Genomic DNA, 18,882 nt, shown 5'->3' with positions numbered 1-18,882 from the left:
GAGACGGTAACGCTCCAAGCGCTTTACAACTTCGCGGCCTCATTATCGCTTCTATGTTTATAAGTGAGGTTGTCTGATGTCTGTTAATACTCGACAGGCATTAATAAACAATGGCACCCCATAAGGCACAGTCAATAATGGGTATAACCACATACTCGTCAGCCTGACCGAGAACAGTCAGGCCTTCAGGTCTTCGGTAGCGGGACAATCAAGCGATGCCGTTAGGTCCGTCCAGCACCTGCCTGACCTTCCGGGCGAGGTCTTGAGGCATGCAGGGCTTGGATACCACATCGAACTCGGAACCGCCGATATCGGTTCGTTCGATCGAGCTTTCAGCGTAGCCGGTGGTCAGCAGCACCTTGATCTTCGGATACCTGCGCCTCACTTCCCGCGCGAGCATCACGCCGTTCATGCCGCCCGGCATGATCAGGTCAGTGAACAGCAGGTCATACCTGCTGCCGGATTCGAATTTCTTCAGCGCTTCGCGAGCGTTGAGTACGATTTCGCAGACATAGCCGTAGTCATCCAGCACCATCTTCGCCAGCTCGGCGACGTCAGGCCGGTCCTCGACAATCAGAATCCGCTCGCAGCTGCCAATGCGTCTGTCGACAGCTTTTGGTGGCTCCGAGTGGGTCAGCATTGCCTCGTCTACCGGAAAATACAGGCGCAGCGTTGTGCCAATACCTTCTTCGGTATAGATCCGCGCCGCGCCGCCCGACTGTTTGGCAAAGCCATAGACCATCGAAAGACCGAGCCCTGAACCCTTGCCCTCTTCCTTGGTGGTAAAAAACGGGTCCATCACACGGTCACGAATACTCGATGGCATGCCAATGCCATTGTCCGTTATGGCAATACTGACGTAGCGACCAGGCAGCAAGCCGTCATGAGACATGTTGGCCAACTCATCGACGACCAGATTGCGGGTTTCAATGGATATTTTCGGGTCAGGCCTGCCAATCAACGCATCCCTGGCGTTGATGAAGATATTCAGCAAGGCAACTTCTGCCTGGGTCGGGTCGATACGGCAGTTCTTCAATGCCGGATCCAGATCGGTTTCGATCGTCACGTGCGGCCCGAACGTACGCTCGATCAAGGGCTCTGTGCTGGAAACCAGGCCATTGAGGTTGAGCACCCGTCCCTGCAGTTTTTGTTTACGGGCAAATGCCAGTAATTGCTTGGTCAGCGTACTCGCGCGTTCGACAGCAGACTTGGCGTGATGAACGCTGCGCTGGACACGCTGCACATCAATAGTGGGCTTCTCTGCAGCGCTACCGATCAAATCAATATAGCCCCCCATGACTTGAAGCAGGTTATTGAAGTCATGGGCGATGCCTCCGGTAAGCTGCCCCAGGGCTTCCATTTTCTGCGCCTGACGCAAGGCATCCTCAGCATCCCGACGTCGACTGATATCCAGTTGCGACGCAAAGAAATAGATCAGGTCTCCGGCATCGTTATAAACCGGAGAAATAAACAAGGCATTCCAGAACGTAGAACCGTCCTTGCGGTAATTGAGAATTTCAGTGGAGATATCGACACGCTCGTCAATCGCCTCACGAATGGACTGCACCACGGCCCGATCCGTTTCCGGCCCCTGAAGAAACCGGCAGTTGGTACCGATGATTTCTTCTGACGAATAGCCCGTCATTTCCAGAAACGCGCGATTGGAAAAAATGATCGGGTTGTCCGCACGGTTGGGGTCCGTCACGATCATTGGCATCCGTGTCGTTTCCACCGCCGCAAAAAAGATATCTTTTCCCTGATGCTGGATATCTCCCGTTGCAGCATTGTCGACACGGGCTTTTTCTTCCGACACTCCAGAAACTCCACACATATTGGTTGGGTGTAATTCACGTTCTCAAAGCTAGGACTGGCGGAGCCTTGAAAGGGTTCTCAGATTTTGGACAAAAAACGAATTATATTCATATGAGGGGCTAAACACTCAAAAAGCGTTCACGCCGAGAGCCGATTTTTCGTCCTTTTGTCGAATGAGAGCCGCAAATTCACTCGCACTCTCGCGTAACGCCACCTGCAAAGGGTGAAAGGAGGCCCGTTTGCCCTGCCCGTCTGCATACCCCAACAGGCCTGTCGGGCAGTATCGGGCGTCGTCCCAGCCCGGATAATCGAGAATGGGGTACCAGCAGATACCTTCTACAGGTAGGCCCGCCCTGACAGCCTTACTGACCTCGGCACAGATGTAATTGAACCAGGGCAGACGCTGTACGTCTTCGGCACCGGTTTCAGAAATCAATAGCGGTCTTGCGTACCGCGTATGCAGCTCGCTCAACATGCCCTGAAATGGCCTGTATTGCGGGTCGTCCTGAGTGAGCTTTCGACCCTTGAATTGCCATTGGTTATGGGGGTAGAAGTTGACGCCCAACACATCCAGATACTCGGATCGGCCGCCCAGCCCAGGCAATTGCCGCCCGGATAAAAGATCCCAGGCTTCAAACTGCGCTTGCCTATAGCACTCTGCTGCCGCTATTTGCGCACTACCGCGCGTAGCCGGTACGACATGAATCAATGGTTCGGCCTGAATAAAACGCGCGCCTGGCTCTATTGCACGTATCGCCTCTATGGCCGCAATGCTGGCCCGGACCAGTTGCTGTTTGAGTTCCATGCCGCGCTGCCGACTACCGGGGTTGAAATAAGCAACTTCACCTCCCGCCCAGCTCCAGAACGAAATTTCATTGATTGGCGAATAAAAAGGGGCGGTCTCCCCTTCGTCTTTGACTACCTGAGCCACTGCAGCGGCAAAACGCGCAAAGCGCTCGACAAACTCCGGCCGCCAGATATCCAGATCATCAGGATAACCGTAATGGCATAAGTCCCAGATAACCTGAGTGCCCTGACGCCGCGCGGCTCGTAACATGGGCAGAAAACTGCTCCAGTCGTAACAGTTCGGGCTGGTTTCAATCAGGTGCCAGCGCATACCGTCACGCACGGTACGTATTCCGTGCTCCGCCATTGCGGCAAAATCTTCCGGTGCCCAACGGTCGTGCCCAGTGGAGCCAAGCAGATCGAGTCGCACGCCATCGCGTCGTCGATGGCTGGCACACTCGAATCCGCCTATGAAGAAGCTGTCAAACAGACCGCCCATACTCAACCTCGCGCAGGTTGTTCAATCGGTTCGGCAATCTGCTCCGGCAACTCATGAGCCAGCCGCTGGTACAGCGCCAATGCCTGACCGACAACCTGGTCCATGTTGTAATACTTGTAAGTACCAAGCCGCCCAAGGAAAGTCACCTCATCCGACTGATCGGCCAACGCCTTGTAACGCTTGTACAACTCAGTGTTTTCCGGTCGCGGAATGGGGTAGTAAGGGTCGCCCTCGGCACTCGGGAATTCATAGCTGATACTGGTCTGGGCATGCCGTTGACCGGTGAGGTGCTTGTATTCTGTGATTCGCGTATGAGCAATGGCCTCATCCGGGTAGTTGACCACGGCCACGGATTGAAACTGTGCCTGATCAACGGTCTTGTGCTCGAAACGCAACGACCGATATGGAAGGCGGCCATAGCAATAATCGAAGTATTCATCGATTGGCCCGCAGTAGATCAGGTGCCGATACTGCACGGCCCCGCGTACATCGGCAAAGTTGACCCCCAGTGCCACGTCGATAAGCGGGTGATCGAGCATCCGTTCAAACAGGTGCGTATAGCCATGCAGCGGCATTTTCTGGAAGGTATCCGTGAAGTAGCGATTGTCCGAAGTGGTACGGGTAGGCACTCGAGAGGTGACCGACCTGTCCAGTTGCGACGGGTCCAGCCCCCATTGCTTGCGGGTGTAGCCACGAAAAAACTTCTCGTACAACTCCCGGCCCACCTGATTGATCACAACGTCTTCGGAGGTTCTTATCATCTCTACCGGCTCGGCCCGGCTGGCGAGAAAGGCTTCGGCTTGTTGCTCATTCATCTGCAAACCGTACAAGCTGTTGAGCGTATCGAGGTTGATCGGAATAGGCAGCAATTGGCCGTCCACACTGGCGAGCACACGGTGTTGGTAGTCGCGCCATTCGGTAAATCGCGATAGGTATTCCACAATGCGCTCGGCATTGGTGTGGAAGATATGCGGCCCGTATTGGTGAACCAACACCCCGGCGCTGTCCAGGTGATCGTAAGCGTTACCCGCAATGTGTGGACGTCGGTCGATCAGCAAAACACGTTTACCCAATCCGGCTGCCAGCCGTTCCGCCACTACACTTCCCGCAAAACCTGCACCGACGATCAGGAAATCATAGTGCGTCTCTGCAAACGCGGCTGATTGAGGATTTATCCGAGGCATTGGGTTTGCTCCCCAGTCGTTACCAGGCCGATTTGCACCTTCATGGCAGCGCACGTGTTGTCCCAGGACTCTCCGACCAGCACTGCGTCAACCTTACGCAGAAAATCAGCAGGATCCTTATGCGCCAGAGCTTCGCGAATCGCGCGCACAAACGCGTCGGCATCATCGGCAATTGCGACGACTCCAGACTCACCGTAAGTTCTGACAACGTCGGCAATCCGGGTTGATACCACTGGACGACCGCCAGCCAGGTACTCCGGCGTCTTGGTCGGGCTGATAAAGCGTGTGGAATCGTTCAGGGCAAACGGCATCAATGCGACATCCCAGCCAGACAGATAGGCAGGTAAATCGTCATAAGGCTTGCTGCCCAGATAATGAACGTTGGCCATGCGCGGCAGGGTTGCCGGATCGATTTTCACCACAGGACCGATCAAAATGATTTGCCATGTGGGCTGTGATTCCGCCACTTCTCGAATCAGTTCAATATCGAAACGCTCATCAATGACGCCAAAATAGCCTAGCCTTGGGTGGGGGATGCAGTGTTGATCCTTCGGGGCGGCAAGCATGTTGCGAGCGGCTGCAAAATGCCCGATATCGACGCTGCTGGGCATGGCGTGTGCATTTGTATGCTGCAGGCGCTTGGCCTCCCAGAGGCTGAAGCCGCCGGTAAAGACAACATCTGCGCGCTTCATCAGCGCTTGCTCCTGCTCGACGAGCTCTGGCGGCGCACCTTTGAACGCAGACAGCTCGTCCATGCAATCGAAGATCGTCACTTGCGCGCGCAGGTGGTCGGTAAACGCCAGGGCCATCGGGGTGAAATACCACAACAGCAGCTCCCCAAATTGTTGCGCATCCATAAAACCATCCAGCAACGTGCGCTGTGCAGTGATCACCTGGTCAGGCTGCATCTGCGAAGGCAGGTGCGGCACCAATACGGTGACACCGCATGCTTGCGGCAGTGACTCAAGCCAGATGCGAGGCGAGTCTGAAAAAACAGGCTCCTCTAGAAACAACACCTGATAATCCTGCGCCATACGCGACATGATGTGCTGCGGACGCTGGTACACAAACCCCCACCTGAGGTGGGACAGGCACAGCAGCAGCGGTCTGACGGCTGCCTCGACGCTGGCTGAAGCCGACCTTGCGGATTGGATTTTCTGGACACCGTTCATGAAGTCTCCCTTTTTTTCTAAAAAGTCCTGGATGAAACTGAAGGGCTCTGAAAAGGGCTGAACTTCGACGGCATTCATGATGAGGATGTGCGTTGGCGGCTGTTGCATGCATGGAACAATCGCGTGCATGGAATAACTATAGATATTCTCATCAGTTTCGAGCATGCGCCCGGGCCGCTGTTCGCTGATTCCGATAAAGGGTATGTGCCGTCGGGAATGAACCGTTGAACTCGGCGGAACAAATACGCCCCTAGTCTTGAGCGAATGTTTTTTGGCACCTGCGGTACGTTTTCCCCACGCGGTGGTCTGGTCCTGATTTTCGCAAGCAAGGCTCCTCTGTCGTCCTGTTGATAAAGGTCACGACGCCGAGCCCTCAGCACGCCTCTTGCCGAGGCGGCGAACATCCAGGAAGGATAATCATGATTCTGGTTACCGGTGGTGCGGGATACATTGGCGCTCACGTTGCGCTTGAATTGCTTGAAGAGGGCCACGATGTCGTGGTGCTTGATAACTTGTGCAACAGCTCACGAGAGACATTGAGCCGGGTGGAGACACTCAGTGAGCGACAGGTGGAGTTCATCCACGGCGATGTACGCAGCAAAGCGACGTTGAACCGGCTATTCGCTCGCCACCCAGTGAAAGCTGTGGTGCATTGCGCCGGGCTCAAAGCAGTGGGCGAAAGCGTCAGAGAGCCGTTGCGCTATTTCGAGACCAACGTGAGTGGCAGCGTGAACCTTTGTCAGGCGATGGCGCAGGCAGGCGTGTTCAACCTGTTGTTCAGCTCATCAGCGACTGTATACGGCGACCGTGAGCAAATGCCGCTGGACGAGAACTGCCCACTGGGTTTGCCGACCAATCCTTACGGGCATTCCAAACTGATGGCCGAGCATGTGATGAAGAGCGTCGCCCGCTCGGATCCACGCTGGTCCATCGGGCTGCTGCGCTACTTCAATCCCATTGGCGCCCATCCGTCCGGCCTGCTGGGCGAGTCGCCCTGCAACACGCCAAATAATCTGCTGCCTTTCCTGCTGCAGGTCGCGAATCGAAGACGCCCTGCCCTGCATGTTTTTGGCACCGACTACCCGACGCCGGACGGTACAGGTGTGCGTGATTACCTTCACGTAATGGATCTGGCCGAGGGCCACTTGAAGGCGCTGGACAGAATACGCGGCCAAAAAGGCGTATCCGTCTGGAATCTGGGGACTGGGCAGGGTTATTCAGTCCTCGAGGTAGTGCACGCTTTCGAACGTATCTCCGGCAAAACCGTGCCGTTGATCTTTCAGCCGCGCCGGAGCGGAGACATTGCGGTGTGCTGGTCGGATCCGGGAAAAGCATTGCGTGAGCTGGATTGGCGCGCCAGGTTCAACCTTGATTCGATGCTCACTGACGCATGGCGCTGGCAGTGCATGAACCCCCAGGGTTATATGCCGACAGCCCTGGTCAGTTGAGGTGCAGCCAGAGGTGCCAGGCGGCCGGAAATTATCGTCGTTGCAGGCGCTGTGCGCTAAAAATTGGCCGGCGTGTTGGAACTGATGATCTCGGCCTCGTCCTGGCCGATGTTGCGGAAGCGGTGCGGTAAGGTGGTCGGGAAGTAATAACCGTCCCCGGGACCGAGAATATTGACCTGCCCATCGATGGTCAGCTCCACGGTGCCGCGCGTCACCAGCCCGCACTCCTCGCCTTCGCTGTGGACGATGGGCTCTTCACCCGAGTCTGCGCCAGGCGCGTACTGCTCGCGCAGAAAACGCATCTGGCGGCTCGGCAGGGTTGCGCCGACCAGCAGCAAGCGGACACCGTTACGCCCCAGGTCAGGCTGGTCACCGGCGCGGAATACATACTGATCCTGCCCCGGTGGCTGGTCGAAGGTGAAGAAATCCGCAAGCGTCATGGGGATGCCTTCAAGCAGCTTCTTCAACGAGCTGATGGAGGGGCTGACACGATTTTGCTCAATCAGGGAAATCGTGGCATTGGTCACACCACTGCGTCTGGCGAGTTCACGTTGTGACAGCTTGTAGCTTTCACGCACCAGTTTGAGTCGTGCTCCCGTATCCATAATGGCCTTGTGCGAAAGATATCCGATGAGTGAAGCAAAGCCCAGGTGGAATGGATTGTCCATCGCCCAAGGCCGCAAAGCCGGATATTAAATCACGTTTGCCAGCAACACTCAGCAGCTCATCGCACTAGCTGCCCTGACGGTTCCGGGCATACGCCAGGCAGGCTTCACGGAATGCCGTGAACAGGCTCAGCGACACAGGGTTGTTCATGAACTCCCACTCCGGGTGCCACTGCACGCCCAGCACAAAGCCTGGCGCACCGGGCAGGGAAACCGCTTCCACCAGACCGTCGGGTGCCAGTGCTTCCGCGCGCAGATCCGATGCCAGACGATCGATTCCCTGACTGTGCAGGCTATTGACCTCGAACCCCGGCGCAAGCCCGAGCGCCTCCAGCAACCCGCCAGATTGCACCTGCACCGGGTGTTGCGGCGCGTACTGCACGACCAGCACATCGCTTTGCGGCTCACGGTGATCCAGATAACCGGGCGATTCCTGGACCCGCTGATGCAGGCTGCCGCCCAGTGCAACATTCAGCTCCTGAAAACCACGGCAGATGCATAACACCGGCACACCCTGGGCGATGGCGGCCCTGAGCAGCGGTAATGTCGTGCGATCCCGAAACACGTCGTGGGCAGTGCCTTCCACGCTCGCCGGGCCGTTGTAATGATGCGGCTCGACATTGGACGGCGAGCCGGTAAACAGCAAACCGTCCAGTGAGGCCAGCAACTGCGCAGGCTCGGTGGGCACGTCGAGCGCGGGCAGAATGACCGGGACACCCGCAAACGCCGCCGCTTCGACATATTTATCGCCTGCGGTATGGGAGGAATACTTGCCCAACTGCTGACGGCAGGCAGTAACGCCGATCAAGGGAGGTCGTGACATACGTTGAGTCCTTGTGAATCTGGTGAGCCAGCACGTCGATATGACGCTATCCAGCCGGGATAAAACCAGTCTAGGATAGTCATCTACGCAACAAACATAGGCATTCAGGCAAAGGAACAATGCAGCGATGCAATATGAAATCACCCATGCCGATCTTTCTCTGGTATTGGCGCTGGTACGCGGCCGGACCCTGGCGCGTGCTGCAGATCTGCTGCACGTTGATATTTCGACAGTGTTCCGCTCGATCCGACGTCTGGAGTCAGCCCTCGGAGCTGCGCTGTTTGAAAAGAACCGACGCGGCTACATTCCGACGGATACTGCCCAGGCCATGGCCGAGCAGGCGGAACACGCCGAACAGGCACTCGCCGCTGCCCGCATCGCCTTGCAGCAAGGCGAACAGGTGGTCAGCGGTACGGTACGCCTGACGTGCACTGACGCGGTCTTGCACAGCCTGCTGTTACCAACGCTCGCGGACTTCATGCCGCAGTACCCTGCCCTCACGCTGGAACTGGCCACCTCCAACGCGTTTGCCAACCTCAGCCGTCGTGATGCCGACATCGCGCTGCGCCTGACCAATACCCCGCCCGAACACCTGATCGGACGATGCCTGGGCAGCGCGGACTACTTCATTTGTGGTCGCCCAGATTACCGCGATGCGCTGACACACAGCCCTGCCTCCATTCCCTGGATCAGCCCGGACGACTCAATGCCCGACCACCCTTCGGTGATCTGGCGTAAACAGGCATTCCCGGCGGTGAGCCCACGCTATCGCTGCAGCAACATGTCGGCGGTATCTCAGTTGGTCGCTGCCGGTCTGGGCGTGGCGGCCTTGACCGACTTCACGATTCAGGGCCTTGGCTCAGTGGAAAGGTTGAGTGAACCACTGCAGGGGTGCAGCACCGATCTGTGGCTACTGACGCGTCCCGACTGCCGGGCATTGCGCTCTGTGCAGACCCTTCTGGAAGCACTCGCCCCCCGTCTGCGAGCAGCACTGCTGGCGTCCAGATCCGCCTGATGGCCAGTCTGTGGATCCATTAAATAATAGTTAATTAAATTAATCATTGGATTAATCTTGATCCTGTGGCATTAATAATCACGAGGAAAACAACATGATTCATTCTGTGGATCCATAAGACCAATAATCGAACCGTGGAGAACTGTCATGCACCCGAAGAATGCGTGGTACGTCGCCTGTACAGCAGATGAAGTCGCCGACAAGCCTCTGGGTCGGCAAATCTGCAACGAAAAGATGGTCTTCTATCGCGACCAGAACCAGCAGGTTGTCGCCGTAGAAGATTTCTGCCCGCACCGCGGTGCCCCGCTGTCGCTGGGTTATGTCGAGAACGGCCAACTGGTATGCGGTTATCACGGGCTGGTGATGGGCGGCGATGGCAAGACCGCCGCGATGCCCGGCCAGCGTGTTCGAGGCTTCCCCTGCAACAAGACCTTCGCCGCGGTCGAGCGCTACGGCTTCATATGGGTCTGGCCTGGCGACCGGGAAAAGGCCGATCCGGCGCTCATCCATCATCTGGAGTGGGCGGTCAGCGACGAATGGGCCTACGGTGGCGGCCTGTTTCATATTCAGTGCGACTATCGCCTGATGATCGACAACCTGATGGACCTCACCCACGAAACCTACGTGCATGCGTCGAGCATCGGTCAGAAGGAAATCGACGAAGCGGCACCTGTCACGACGGTCGAGGGCGAGGAAGTCATTACCGCACGCCACATGGAAAACATCATGCCGCCGCCGTTCTGGCAGATGGCGCTGCGTGGCAACAACCTGGCCGATGACGTGCCAGTCGATCGCTGGCAGATCTGCCGCTTCACCCCGCCCAGCCATGTACTGATCGAGGTAGGCGTAGCCCACGCGGGCAAAGGTGGCTATCACGCGCCTCACGAGTTCAAGGCCTCGAGCATCGTTGTCGACTTCATCACGCCAGAGACCGACACCTCGATCTGGTACTTCTGGGGCATGGCGCGCAACTTCAACCCGGCTGACGAGCAACTGACGGCCACCATCCGCGAGGGGCAGCGCAAGATCTTCAGCGAAGACCTGGAGATGCTTGAACGCCAGCAACAGAACCTGCTTCAGCACCCGCAGCGCAACCTGCTCAAGCTCAATATCGACGCCGGCGGTGTGCAGTCGCGTAAAATTCTGGAACGCTTGATCGCTGCCGAACGAGCCAGCACAGCTGAACAGATTCCAGTAATGGCCACTAAATGACCGCCTGCTGCCAGCCCGAATGCGTTGAAAACAATCAGAAGTGACCCGTGCTGCGGTCACCCGAGGACATACCATGATCGACGTGACCGTGTTATCACGTAACGATGAAGCGCTGGATATCTGCAGTTTCGAGCTGGTGCGAGCCGATGGCGAGCTGCTGCCGCCCTTCACGGCAGGCGCACACATTGACGTGCACTTGCCTGACGGGCTGATCCGCCAGTATTCGCTGTGCAACGCACCGAACGAGCGTCATCGCTATCTGATCGGCGTCCTCAACGATCCGGCTTCACGCGGCGGGTCGCGCAGCCTGCATGAGCAGATTCAGTCAGGTGCGCAATTGCGCATCAGCGAGCCACGCAACCTGTTTCCCCTGGCCGGGAACAGCCGTCGCACGCTTCTGTTTGGCGGCGGCATCGGCATCACACCCATTCTGTGCATGGCTGAACAGCTTGCGCTGGACGGTGCCGATTTCGAGCTGCACTACTGTGTTCGTTCCGTCGAGCGTGGCGCGTTTATCGAGCGCCTGAAGCACTCGCCGTTTGCCGACCGGGTCACACTGCACCTTGATGAACAGCCCGCTACCGCGCTGGATGCCGCCAATGTGCTCGCCCAGCCACATCCCGATACCCATTTGTATGTGTGCGGACCGGGTGGCTTCATGCAACACATCCTCGACAGCGCCCGTGCTGCCGGCTGGCCTGAAGACAATCTGCACCGGGAGTACTTTTCCGCAGCGCCGGTGGACACCAGCAACGACGGCAGCTTTTCTATCGAGATCGCCAGCACCGGTCAGGTGATTGCCGTTCCTGCCAACAAGACGGTCGCTCAGGTGCTCGAAAGCCACGGCATCGATATTCCGCTGTCGTGCGAACAAGGTGTGTGTGGCACATGCCTGACGCGCGTCCTCAAGGGCATTCCGGATCATCGGGATCTGTTTCTGACTGAAGACGAGCAGGCGCTCAACGATCAGTTCACGCCATGCTGCTCACGCTCGAAAACTCCATTGCTGGTGCTCGACATCTGATCAGTCCGAGCGCTGAATGACCTTCATGCGCTCGTTCACGCCGGCACCGAAAATCTCCGCATAGCGCAGGGTCGCATTGGCATGCTCACGCATGATCGCCTCGGCACGAGCGCCCTGCCCGCTCACTAACGCATCCACCACCGCGTGATGCTGCATGTGGGCGAAATTGAAGCGCCGGTATTCGCGAATCAGGTTATCGCGATCCACTGCCAACGCCGTCACCGAGGCAAAAGGCAGATGGTCGTTGCGCGCCAGCGCATCGGCAATTGCGCGGTTCCCGCTGCCTGCCACGATCACTTGATGCAGGCGCATGTTCATGTCGTGATAGACCTCAAGATCATCTTCAGTGACATAACCCTTTTCGAACAAGGCATCGCCCTGCACCAGGCAGGCTTCAAGCTCGTCCCGCGCCTCCTGCGTCAAGCCACGTTCGGCCATCTGCCGCGCCGCCAGCCCTTCCAGAACACCGCGCACGTCGACCGCACCGGCGATTTCCATCGGCGTGATCGAGCGCACCTGAAAACCGCGCCCGCCAAAGGGCACCAGCAGGCCTTCCTGTTCCAGGGTACGAAACGCCATACGCACCGGCATGCGCGACACGCCGAACAGCTCGGCGGTCGGCACTTCCATCAAGCGCTCGCCGGCCGCCAGCTCGCCTGACGCAATCATCTTGCGCAACGCAACAAGAATGGTCTGCCCGGGTTTGCTCATTGACAGGATTCCGTGGAGATCGAAAAACGCATCTTACTCCACGTACACAGGGGAATGGTTCAAGCGCAGTCGATCAGATCCGGCACGAGGCTGCATAACCGAAGGTGCGCTCTTCATCCGGCGTTTCGATCCACACCAGGGTTTGTTCAAAACTGATCGGTGGACTGTAGAAATAACCCTGCACCATCGTGCACCCAAGGCTGGTCAGTGCATTCAGCTCATCCTGCGTCTCGACGCCTTCAATCACGCAGCCAAGAGACATGTCCAGACTCAAGGCAACCAGCGATTTCACGATCTTGTAGCTCGCCGGATTGTCATGCACACCGGTTACAAAACTGCGGTCAATCTTCAGCTTGGTCAGCGCCAGCGCGTGCAACTGACTGAGGCTGGAGTACCCGGTGCCGAAATCATCCAGCGAGATACCGCAACCCAGTTGCCGGAACTGCGCAATGGCCTGCTGAACCTGGGTGATATCCTGCATGACCGCCGTTTCGGTGATTTCCAGATCGAGCCGTGAGGCATCAAAGCCGCTGTTTTCGATGATCTCGACAATGGTACTGACACTTTCCCAGGTCGCGCAGTCGTGCGCCGACAGGTTGAACGACAGTCTGATGGGCGCCGGCCATGACAAGGCCCTCTTCAATGCATGAGTCAGCAAGGGTGCGGTAAGTTTGTTGATCATGCCGATTCGCTCGGCAATCGGAATGAAATGCGCAGGCGATACCGAACCCAGTTCCGGACTGTTCCAGCGGGCCAAAGCCTCGAAAGCCACCGTTTCGCGTGTGCAGCTTTCAATGATCGGCTGAAACAGCACGTAGAACTCGGTCTCCAGATTGGCGCGGCGCAATGCCTGCTCGGTTACGCCATCGGCGTGCAACTGCTCGCGGTGGCTGGCGGAGAACAGGCAGGTAGTTCCGGGATTATGGTTTTTGCCCTGATAAAGCGCGTAGTCGGCAAACTCGAACAGTTGGGTGGCATTGTCTGCGGTGGCCGGGAACGTAGCGAACCCCAGAGTTGCGCCAATCTGGATGGGCATGTCCGACAGCTCGAAGCTTTCATGCATGAGTTCACACAGGTGTTTACCAAACGCCAGCAATGCGTCGTTGCTGATATTACCCTTGATAACCAGAGCGAACTCGTCACCGCCCAGTCGCGACACATGCACTGTATCGCTGGAGGCACTGGTCAGGCGTTCGGCTACCAGCATCAGCAGGCGGTCGCCGGTACGATGCCCATACAGGTCATTGACTGGCTTGAACCCGTCCAGATCCAGCACACCGACCGCCAGCCCGGTTTGCTGCGCCAGCGCCTCCTGCATGGCCGCGTCCAGTGTCTGAAAGAACTGTCGGCGGTTGGGCAACCCCGTCAAACTGTCCTGATTGGCCAGCAGCAGGTTCTCATTGCTCAATTGCTCGGTTCTTACCTGTACGTTCACCAGGCTGGTGAAATCGCGGTATTGATACTGAAGAATGATCAGCATACCAATCGACACCAGCACGATGTTCGCGGCTGTGGCGATGAAAGTAACGTTGTGCGTCGACGCGAAGAAAATAACGAACGCGGTGTTGACCACTACAGCAGTGGTCAACGCCGCAGGCCGCAGGTGCATCATGCAGAAGATGCAGACAATCACGGTGATGCCCATGAAAAACGCCACGTGCGCCTGGGCATAGGCATTGCCATAGGGGTAAAGCGACAGTGACCACGCGGCAAAACCGGCAGCTATCACGCCTGCCAGTCCGTTGGTCCCACGCAGCGTCGCCAGAATGGTGGTTGGCGCGGGTGGCGGCCGGTTTACCGTGAGCAGCCACTTGCGCGCACGAATGGCGCAAACAACCGTGAGCAGCGCCGGAACCAGCAGCGTCAGCCACATCGGAGCAGTTGCCCAATGGGTGAATGCCAACGCCCAGGTGTTGACCAGCAGCACGAAATACATCAACGGCAGTTGGCGGGACAACGCAACGTATTGAGCCTGCAACAGCCTGGGATTATCAGCGGGTACAGACATCACGGTGCGCAAGGCACTCACTAGTTTTTTCAGCATCGCAAGGCTTCTCTGTCACTACAGTCAAAGCGCACGTGGCTTGCTGCTCATCATGTGAGCCAATTAATGATCGGCCCACTTGTCATGCTCTCGGCAGGTGTGATTAATTCTTTACGGTAAAACCGATCCATGCGTCGGTTTAATGGAAATAAACAGGCGATACCCTTTTCGAGCAGGTGCTCGGGTATATCTAAAACGCTTGCAACCCCCCTCTTTTCAATCGTCCCCTATGGGCAGGGAGCATTACCATGAACAGGAAAGTCATTATCGATACGGACATGGGCTGGGACGACGTACTGTCCATCGCCTACCTGATGAAAAGGCCGGACATCGACATAGTCGGTATCACGGTCACTGGATGTGGCGAAACGGATCTCGGCTGGGGCGTCATCATCGCGCAGCATTTACTGGGCATTGGCAACCGTCTCAGTACTGTTGTGGCAAAAGGCACCGATACACCACTTGAGTACGACAACCGGTTTCCTCAACCATTCAAAAACGATATGAATGACATCATGGGCCTTCTGGGAACGCTCAATCCGGCTGCCTTGCCGGCGTTATCAAACCTTCCCGCGTGGGAGTTCATGTATCAGACCGTGAAGAACAGCCAGGATAAAATCACTGTTCTTTCACTGGGTGGCTTTACCAATATTGCGAAGATGCTTTCACTGAGTAATCAGCCCGCAGACTTCCAGATGATCGAGCAGATTGTCGCCATGGCGGGCGCTGTCTATGTTGACGGCAACGTCGCCGCCTTGAACGGCGCTCAAAAGGAGTGGGATCAGGGTGAGGCCTACAGCAGTAACCACTATGCAGAATGGAATGTGTTCGTCGATCCTGTCGCGGCCAATACCGTTTTTCAGTCGAGCCTGCCGTTGACCCTGGTTCCGCTGGACGTCTGCAACCAGGTCATTCTCGACGCCAGCTACTCGCAAAAGATTACGGCGAGCGACCCTGTCGCCACGCTGGTCAGGCAAGTGCTTGAAACCAAATCAGGCACGCACGCCGAAGGTTACCCGGTACCGATATTCGATCCGCTGGCAACCATGCTGATGGCAGGCGGCATTGAAGCGACGAAAGTTGATGAGCAGTTTCTGTCCGTAAATACGAACATCACGCCGCAGGACAATCACTGCGGACAGATACAAATACAAGGCAGCGGTTCACGAACCATCACCTCCGTGCTGGGTGTGTCGCAGTTCGCGTTCAGCGCGAATTTTGCTCAGGTCATCAACAACCGGACATGAACTAGGCGCGACCTAGACTCAGTTCGCCGCCACCTGAGCCCTATCGGCTTGCATGACCAGCGCTTTGAGCGATGCATCGAATTGTTTCAGCGCATTGACCTGCAGCTCGCGCTGCTGGTCAATCTGTGCGGCAATTTCTGGAGCAGCTTTGCCCTGCACCCAGACCGAGGTCATCTCCTTGACCACCTCACCTTCTGCCTTGCCGATGTATTGCAGATTGGTGTCATAAAACCGGGCCATGAACCGCGCTTCGACCTGACTATTGCGCTTGCTTACCAGGCGGTTATAGGTGTCAAGCATCACCACCACGTCGGGGCGCGCTTTCATCAGCGCGTCGAGGTTGTCGTAAACGGTCACCGAAGCGAACTCTTTCTGCAATGAGCCCACCAGCCAGTCGGTTGCGAGTTTCGGGTCCGAACTGCTGATGAATGCATTGCGGATGCGCGAATCGAGCGCGCCGTTCTGTCCGCTCCTGAGTGCTACCGAGTGATAGTTGTTCAGGTACTGGAGGTTACTGACGGTGTTTTCGCTATACAACACGCCCACTGACTGAGTGTGTTGCAGACTGGAGGCGCTGTCGGCCACCGGCATGAAATGGCAAGACTGTTCGGAGACCGTAGAGACTGACGAGACGGCAGCATTGGCTGGCGCAGTGAGCATCATGCTGGTGCTTAGCACAGCAGCAAACGTCAACAGGTTAAACATTCTCATCGCGTCGTCTCCCTTTGGAGCAGGTGGCTATGGCGCCATCCTCCTCCTTTGCCGGAAAAACAGAACTTGCCTTGCTTGATGATGACTATCGACTGAATGAATGATAGTTGATGCCAACGCACTGCAAGGTTTTTCGCGTCAATTTTCATCCGCCCTGACAGCCGCGCGAATGGCCTTGAGCAGCATCCGGGACGCCGGATTGTCATTATCGGCACGCCAGACCAGATGCAACTCGCTCTGCACGCCCTCGCCCAGATCAATGTCACGAAAAACGACGTCCTTGAACACCACATTGGTCGCACAGCGCGGTACCAGTGCCAGGCCCATACCGGCGTTGACCAGCGCCAGAATAGTCAGTGACGACCCAAGCCATTGGACATATTCCGGGGCCACTCGTGCGGAACGAAACATACCAGTCAGCAGTTCGTTGAACGGTGGGTACGCCGAATGCGAATACATCAGAAATGGCGCGCCCTCCAGATCAGCCACCGTAACTGAATCAGCGTGAGCCAGCCGATGATTGCCCGGCACCGCCAGCACGAATGGCTCTCGCACCAGGCATTCGCTCTCGTAGCCCGGCTGAAACAGCGGCGCTCGCACGATACCCAGGTCAATGCGTCGCGCCCTGAGTGCTTCGTGCTGCTGATAGGTGTTCATTTCAGTCAGGGAAATCTTCACCTGTGGCTGCTTGAGCCGCGCCTCGGCGATCACTCGGGGCAGAAATTCGTACACCGCGCTGCCGACAAAACTGATGGTCACCGAACCAATATCGCCTTCGGCAAAGCGCCGCGCGGAGATGGCTGCCTGCTGCGCACGCTCCAGCAAGGTCTGCGCTTCAATGAAGAACGCCCTGCCCGCTGCGGTCAGGGCCACACTGCGGGTGCTGCGCGTGAACAGCTCGACACCGAGATTGTGCTCGAGTATCTGGATTTGCCGGCTCAGCGGCGGCTGGGTCATGTTGAGCCGTTCGGCGGCGCGCCGGAAATTGAGTTCCGTGGCCACCGTGGTGAAGCAGCGCAGCTGAGAAAGCTCGAACATTGATCCACTCCCGGTATCAATCAAGTCACTAACTGGATTGGACGGGAATAATACACCCCCTCATGATCGACTCATCCCCAAAAAAACAATGAATGGGAGTCGCCTCTTGAATACCGTCCCTGGCACTACGGACCGCACGGTGCTTGCCCGTGCGGCCTCCAAGGTGAAACGCCACGTATTGCCGCTGTTTGTGGTGATGTTCATCGTCAATTACATAGACCGGGTCAATATCGGTTTTGTACGCAGCCATCTGGAAACCGATCTGGGCATCGGTGCGGCGGCCTACGGGCTGGGCGCCGGATTGTTTTTTGTCGGCTACGCACTGTTCGAAGTACCTTCCAACATGCTGTTGCAGCGCTACGGCGCGCGCGCCTGGCTGACCCGCATCATGTTTACCTGGGGCGCGGCCGCGATGGCCATGGCGTTCGTTCAGGGTGAAACCAGTTTCTACGTGCTGCGTTTCATTCTGGGTGCCGCCGAAGCTGGCTTCTTTCCCGGCATCATCTATTACTTCACCCAATGGTTGCCTTCCAGCGATCGCGGCAAGGCCATGGCGCTGTTTCTCAGTGGCTCGGCAATCGCTTCGGTAATTTCCGGCCCGGTATCCGGCGCGCTGCTGGGCATCGAGGGCCTGAGTCTGCACGGCTGGCAGTGGATGTTCCTGATCGAAGGCTTCGCTTCCATAGTGCTGTGCGGATTCGTCTGGTTCTGGCTGCAATCACACCCGCATGAAGCCACTTGGCTGAGCGACGAAGAAAAAGCCGCACTCAGCACCGCCATAGCCGAAGAGCAACGTCTGCGCGAAGCAACTCAGACCGTCAGGCCGTCGGTATTCCGCTTGCTGGCGGACCGGCAGATTCTGCTGTTCTGCTTCATCTACTTTTCGGTGGCGCTGACCATTTACGGCGCTACCTTCTGGCTGCCAAGCATGATCCGCAAGATGGGCAGTTTCAGCGACTTTGAGGTCGGCCTGTTCAACTCGGTGCCGTGGATCATCTCCATTGTGGCCATGTACGGCTTTGCCGCACTGGCGGCACGCTTCAAGCACCAACAGGCCTGGGTCGCTGTGACGCTGGTGATCGCCGCCGTCGGCATGTTCATGTCCACCATTGGTGGTCCGGTGTTTGCTTTTGTCGCCATCTGTTTCGCAGCAATCGGTTTCAAGGCCGCATCGGCATTGTTCTGGCCGATCCCTCAGGGCTATCTGGACGCGCGCATTGCCGCAGCGGTCATTGCGCTGATCAACTCCATCGGCAACCTCGGCGGCTTCGTCGCGCCCACTACGTTCGGTTTTCTGGAGCAGACCACCGGTTCGATTCAGGGTGGTCTTTATGGGCTGGCTGCCACCTCGTTACTGGCTGCCGTCGTGATTTTCTTTGCTCGCACCACCCCGCGTGGGGATCTGCGCCGCCCGTCCAGAGATGAGCCAGCCACACCGCACCGCGCCGTCGTGCCTGGCACCCCTTCCAGCCTCAAACCCTGATCACCGGG

Annotated in this window: 16 protein-coding genes; 6 read left to right on the top strand and 10 right to left on the bottom strand. The window is 57.3% G+C overall.

Features of this window, described 5'->3' with window-relative positions; genetic code table 11:
• Positions 1–208: 208 nt before the first annotated feature.
• From AO068_RS22710 to AO068_RS22695, 4 genes are all read right to left on the bottom strand, one after another.
• Entirely contained in the window at positions 209–1,813 is a 1,605-nt protein-coding gene (locus AO068_RS22710; RefSeq protein ID WP_058409518.1) for a hybrid sensor histidine kinase/response regulator, read from the bottom strand.
• Between the two features lie 126 nt (positions 1,814–1,939).
• Complete coding sequence (locus AO068_RS22705; protein WP_058409517.1) at positions 1,940–3,097, bottom strand: hypothetical protein; 1,158 nt, start codon at positions 3,095–3,097, stop codon at positions 1,940–1,942.
• 2 nt (positions 3,098–3,099) lie between these two features.
• On the bottom strand, positions 3,100–4,281 hold the full coding sequence (gene glf, locus AO068_RS22700; protein WP_058409516.1) for a UDP-galactopyranose mutase: 1,182 nt from the start codon (positions 4,279–4,281) through the stop codon (positions 3,100–3,102).
• The gene (locus AO068_RS22695; protein WP_058409560.1) at positions 4,269–5,453 is read right to left on the bottom strand and encodes a glycosyltransferase family 1 protein; all 1,185 of its coding nucleotides are present in this window, start codon (positions 5,451–5,453) and stop codon (positions 4,269–4,271) included. Before AO068_RS22695 ends, glf begins: the two co-directional genes overlap by 13 nt.
• Before the next feature lie 419 nt (positions 5,454–5,872).
• Between AO068_RS22695 and galE the strand changes: the two genes are divergently transcribed.
• Positions 5,873–6,901 carry a UDP-glucose 4-epimerase GalE gene (gene galE, locus AO068_RS22690; RefSeq protein WP_058409515.1) on the top strand — a complete coding sequence of 343 codons (1,029 nt, stop codon included), beginning with the start codon at positions 5,873–5,875 and terminating at the stop codon, positions 6,899–6,901.
• A gap of 56 nt (positions 6,902–6,957) precedes the next feature.
• Here the strand turns inward: galE and AO068_RS22685 are convergent, their stop codons facing one another.
• Both AO068_RS22685 and AO068_RS22680 read right to left on the bottom strand, forming a co-directional pair.
• Positions 6,958–7,506, bottom strand: a complete 549-nt coding sequence (locus AO068_RS22685; RefSeq protein WP_002553494.1) for a cupin domain-containing protein — start codon at positions 7,504–7,506, stop codon at positions 6,958–6,960.
• A 127-nt stretch (positions 7,507–7,633) separates the two neighbouring features.
• Positions 7,634–8,389 (bottom strand): gamma-glutamyl-gamma-aminobutyrate hydrolase family protein, encoded by a 756-nt coding sequence (locus AO068_RS22680; protein ID WP_058409514.1) that lies wholly within the window; start codon positions 8,387–8,389, stop codon positions 7,634–7,636.
• 127 nt (positions 8,390–8,516) lie between these two features.
• On the opposite strand from AO068_RS22680, the gene AO068_RS22675 reads away from it, so the two are divergent.
• The 3 genes from AO068_RS22675 to AO068_RS22665 all read left to right on the top strand — a co-directional run bounded on the left by AO068_RS22675 (position 8,517) and on the right by AO068_RS22665 (position 11,640).
• The gene (locus AO068_RS22675) at positions 8,517–9,404 is read left to right on the top strand and encodes a LysR family transcriptional regulator (RefSeq protein ID WP_058409513.1); all 888 of its coding nucleotides are present in this window, start codon (positions 8,517–8,519) and stop codon (positions 9,402–9,404) included.
• 147 nt (positions 9,405–9,551) lie between these two features.
• On the top strand, positions 9,552–10,616 hold the full coding sequence (locus AO068_RS22670) for an aromatic ring-hydroxylating dioxygenase subunit alpha (protein WP_058402893.1): 1,065 nt from the start codon (positions 9,552–9,554) through the stop codon (positions 10,614–10,616).
• A 73-nt stretch (positions 10,617–10,689) separates the two neighbouring features.
• Positions 10,690–11,640 (top strand): PDR/VanB family oxidoreductase, encoded by a 951-nt coding sequence (locus AO068_RS22665; protein WP_058402892.1) that lies wholly within the window; start codon positions 10,690–10,692, stop codon positions 11,638–11,640.
• Here AO068_RS22665 and AO068_RS22660 read toward each other — a convergent pair whose 3' ends face one another.
• The gene (locus AO068_RS22660; RefSeq protein ID WP_058402891.1) at positions 11,641–12,351 is read right to left on the bottom strand and encodes a GntR family transcriptional regulator; all 711 of its coding nucleotides are present in this window, start codon (positions 12,349–12,351) and stop codon (positions 11,641–11,643) included.
• 73 nt (positions 12,352–12,424) lie between these two features.
• Positions 12,425–14,395 carry a putative bifunctional diguanylate cyclase/phosphodiesterase gene (locus tag AO068_RS22655; RefSeq protein WP_058409512.1) on the bottom strand — a complete coding sequence of 657 codons (1,971 nt, stop codon included), beginning with the start codon at positions 14,393–14,395 and terminating at the stop codon, positions 12,425–12,427.
• A 248-nt stretch (positions 14,396–14,643) separates the two neighbouring features.
• Between AO068_RS22655 and AO068_RS22650 the strand changes: the two genes are divergently transcribed.
• Positions 14,644–15,642 carry a nucleoside hydrolase gene (locus AO068_RS22650; RefSeq protein WP_058409511.1) on the top strand — a complete coding sequence of 333 codons (999 nt, stop codon included), beginning with the start codon at positions 14,644–14,646 and terminating at the stop codon, positions 15,640–15,642.
• Positions 15,643–15,660: 18 nt separating this feature from the next.
• Here the strand turns inward: AO068_RS22650 and AO068_RS22645 are convergent, their stop codons facing one another.
• Complete coding sequence (locus AO068_RS22645; protein ID WP_002553487.1) at positions 15,661–16,353, bottom strand: hypothetical protein; 693 nt, start codon at positions 16,351–16,353, stop codon at positions 15,661–15,663.
• A gap of 138 nt (positions 16,354–16,491) precedes the next feature.
• A complete protein-coding gene (locus tag AO068_RS22640) occupies positions 16,492–17,391 on the bottom strand; it encodes a LysR substrate-binding domain-containing protein (protein WP_057402386.1) in 900 nt (299 codons plus the stop codon).
• A 139-nt stretch (positions 17,392–17,530) separates the two neighbouring features.
• Between AO068_RS22640 and AO068_RS22635 the strand changes: the two genes are divergently transcribed.
• The gene (locus AO068_RS22635) at positions 17,531–18,874 is read left to right on the top strand and encodes an MFS transporter (protein WP_177342398.1); all 1,344 of its coding nucleotides are present in this window, start codon (positions 17,531–17,533) and stop codon (positions 18,872–18,874) included.
• Positions 18,875–18,882: the final 8 nt, after the last annotated feature.

The sequence above is a fragment of the Pseudomonas sp. ICMP 3272 genome (assembly GCF_001466905.1).
Lineage (GTDB): Bacteria > Pseudomonadota > Gammaproteobacteria > Pseudomonadales > Pseudomonadaceae > Aquipseudomonas > Aquipseudomonas amygdali.
Note: the sequence above shows the minus strand (reverse complement) of the source record. Positions and strands in the feature narration are given on the sequence as shown.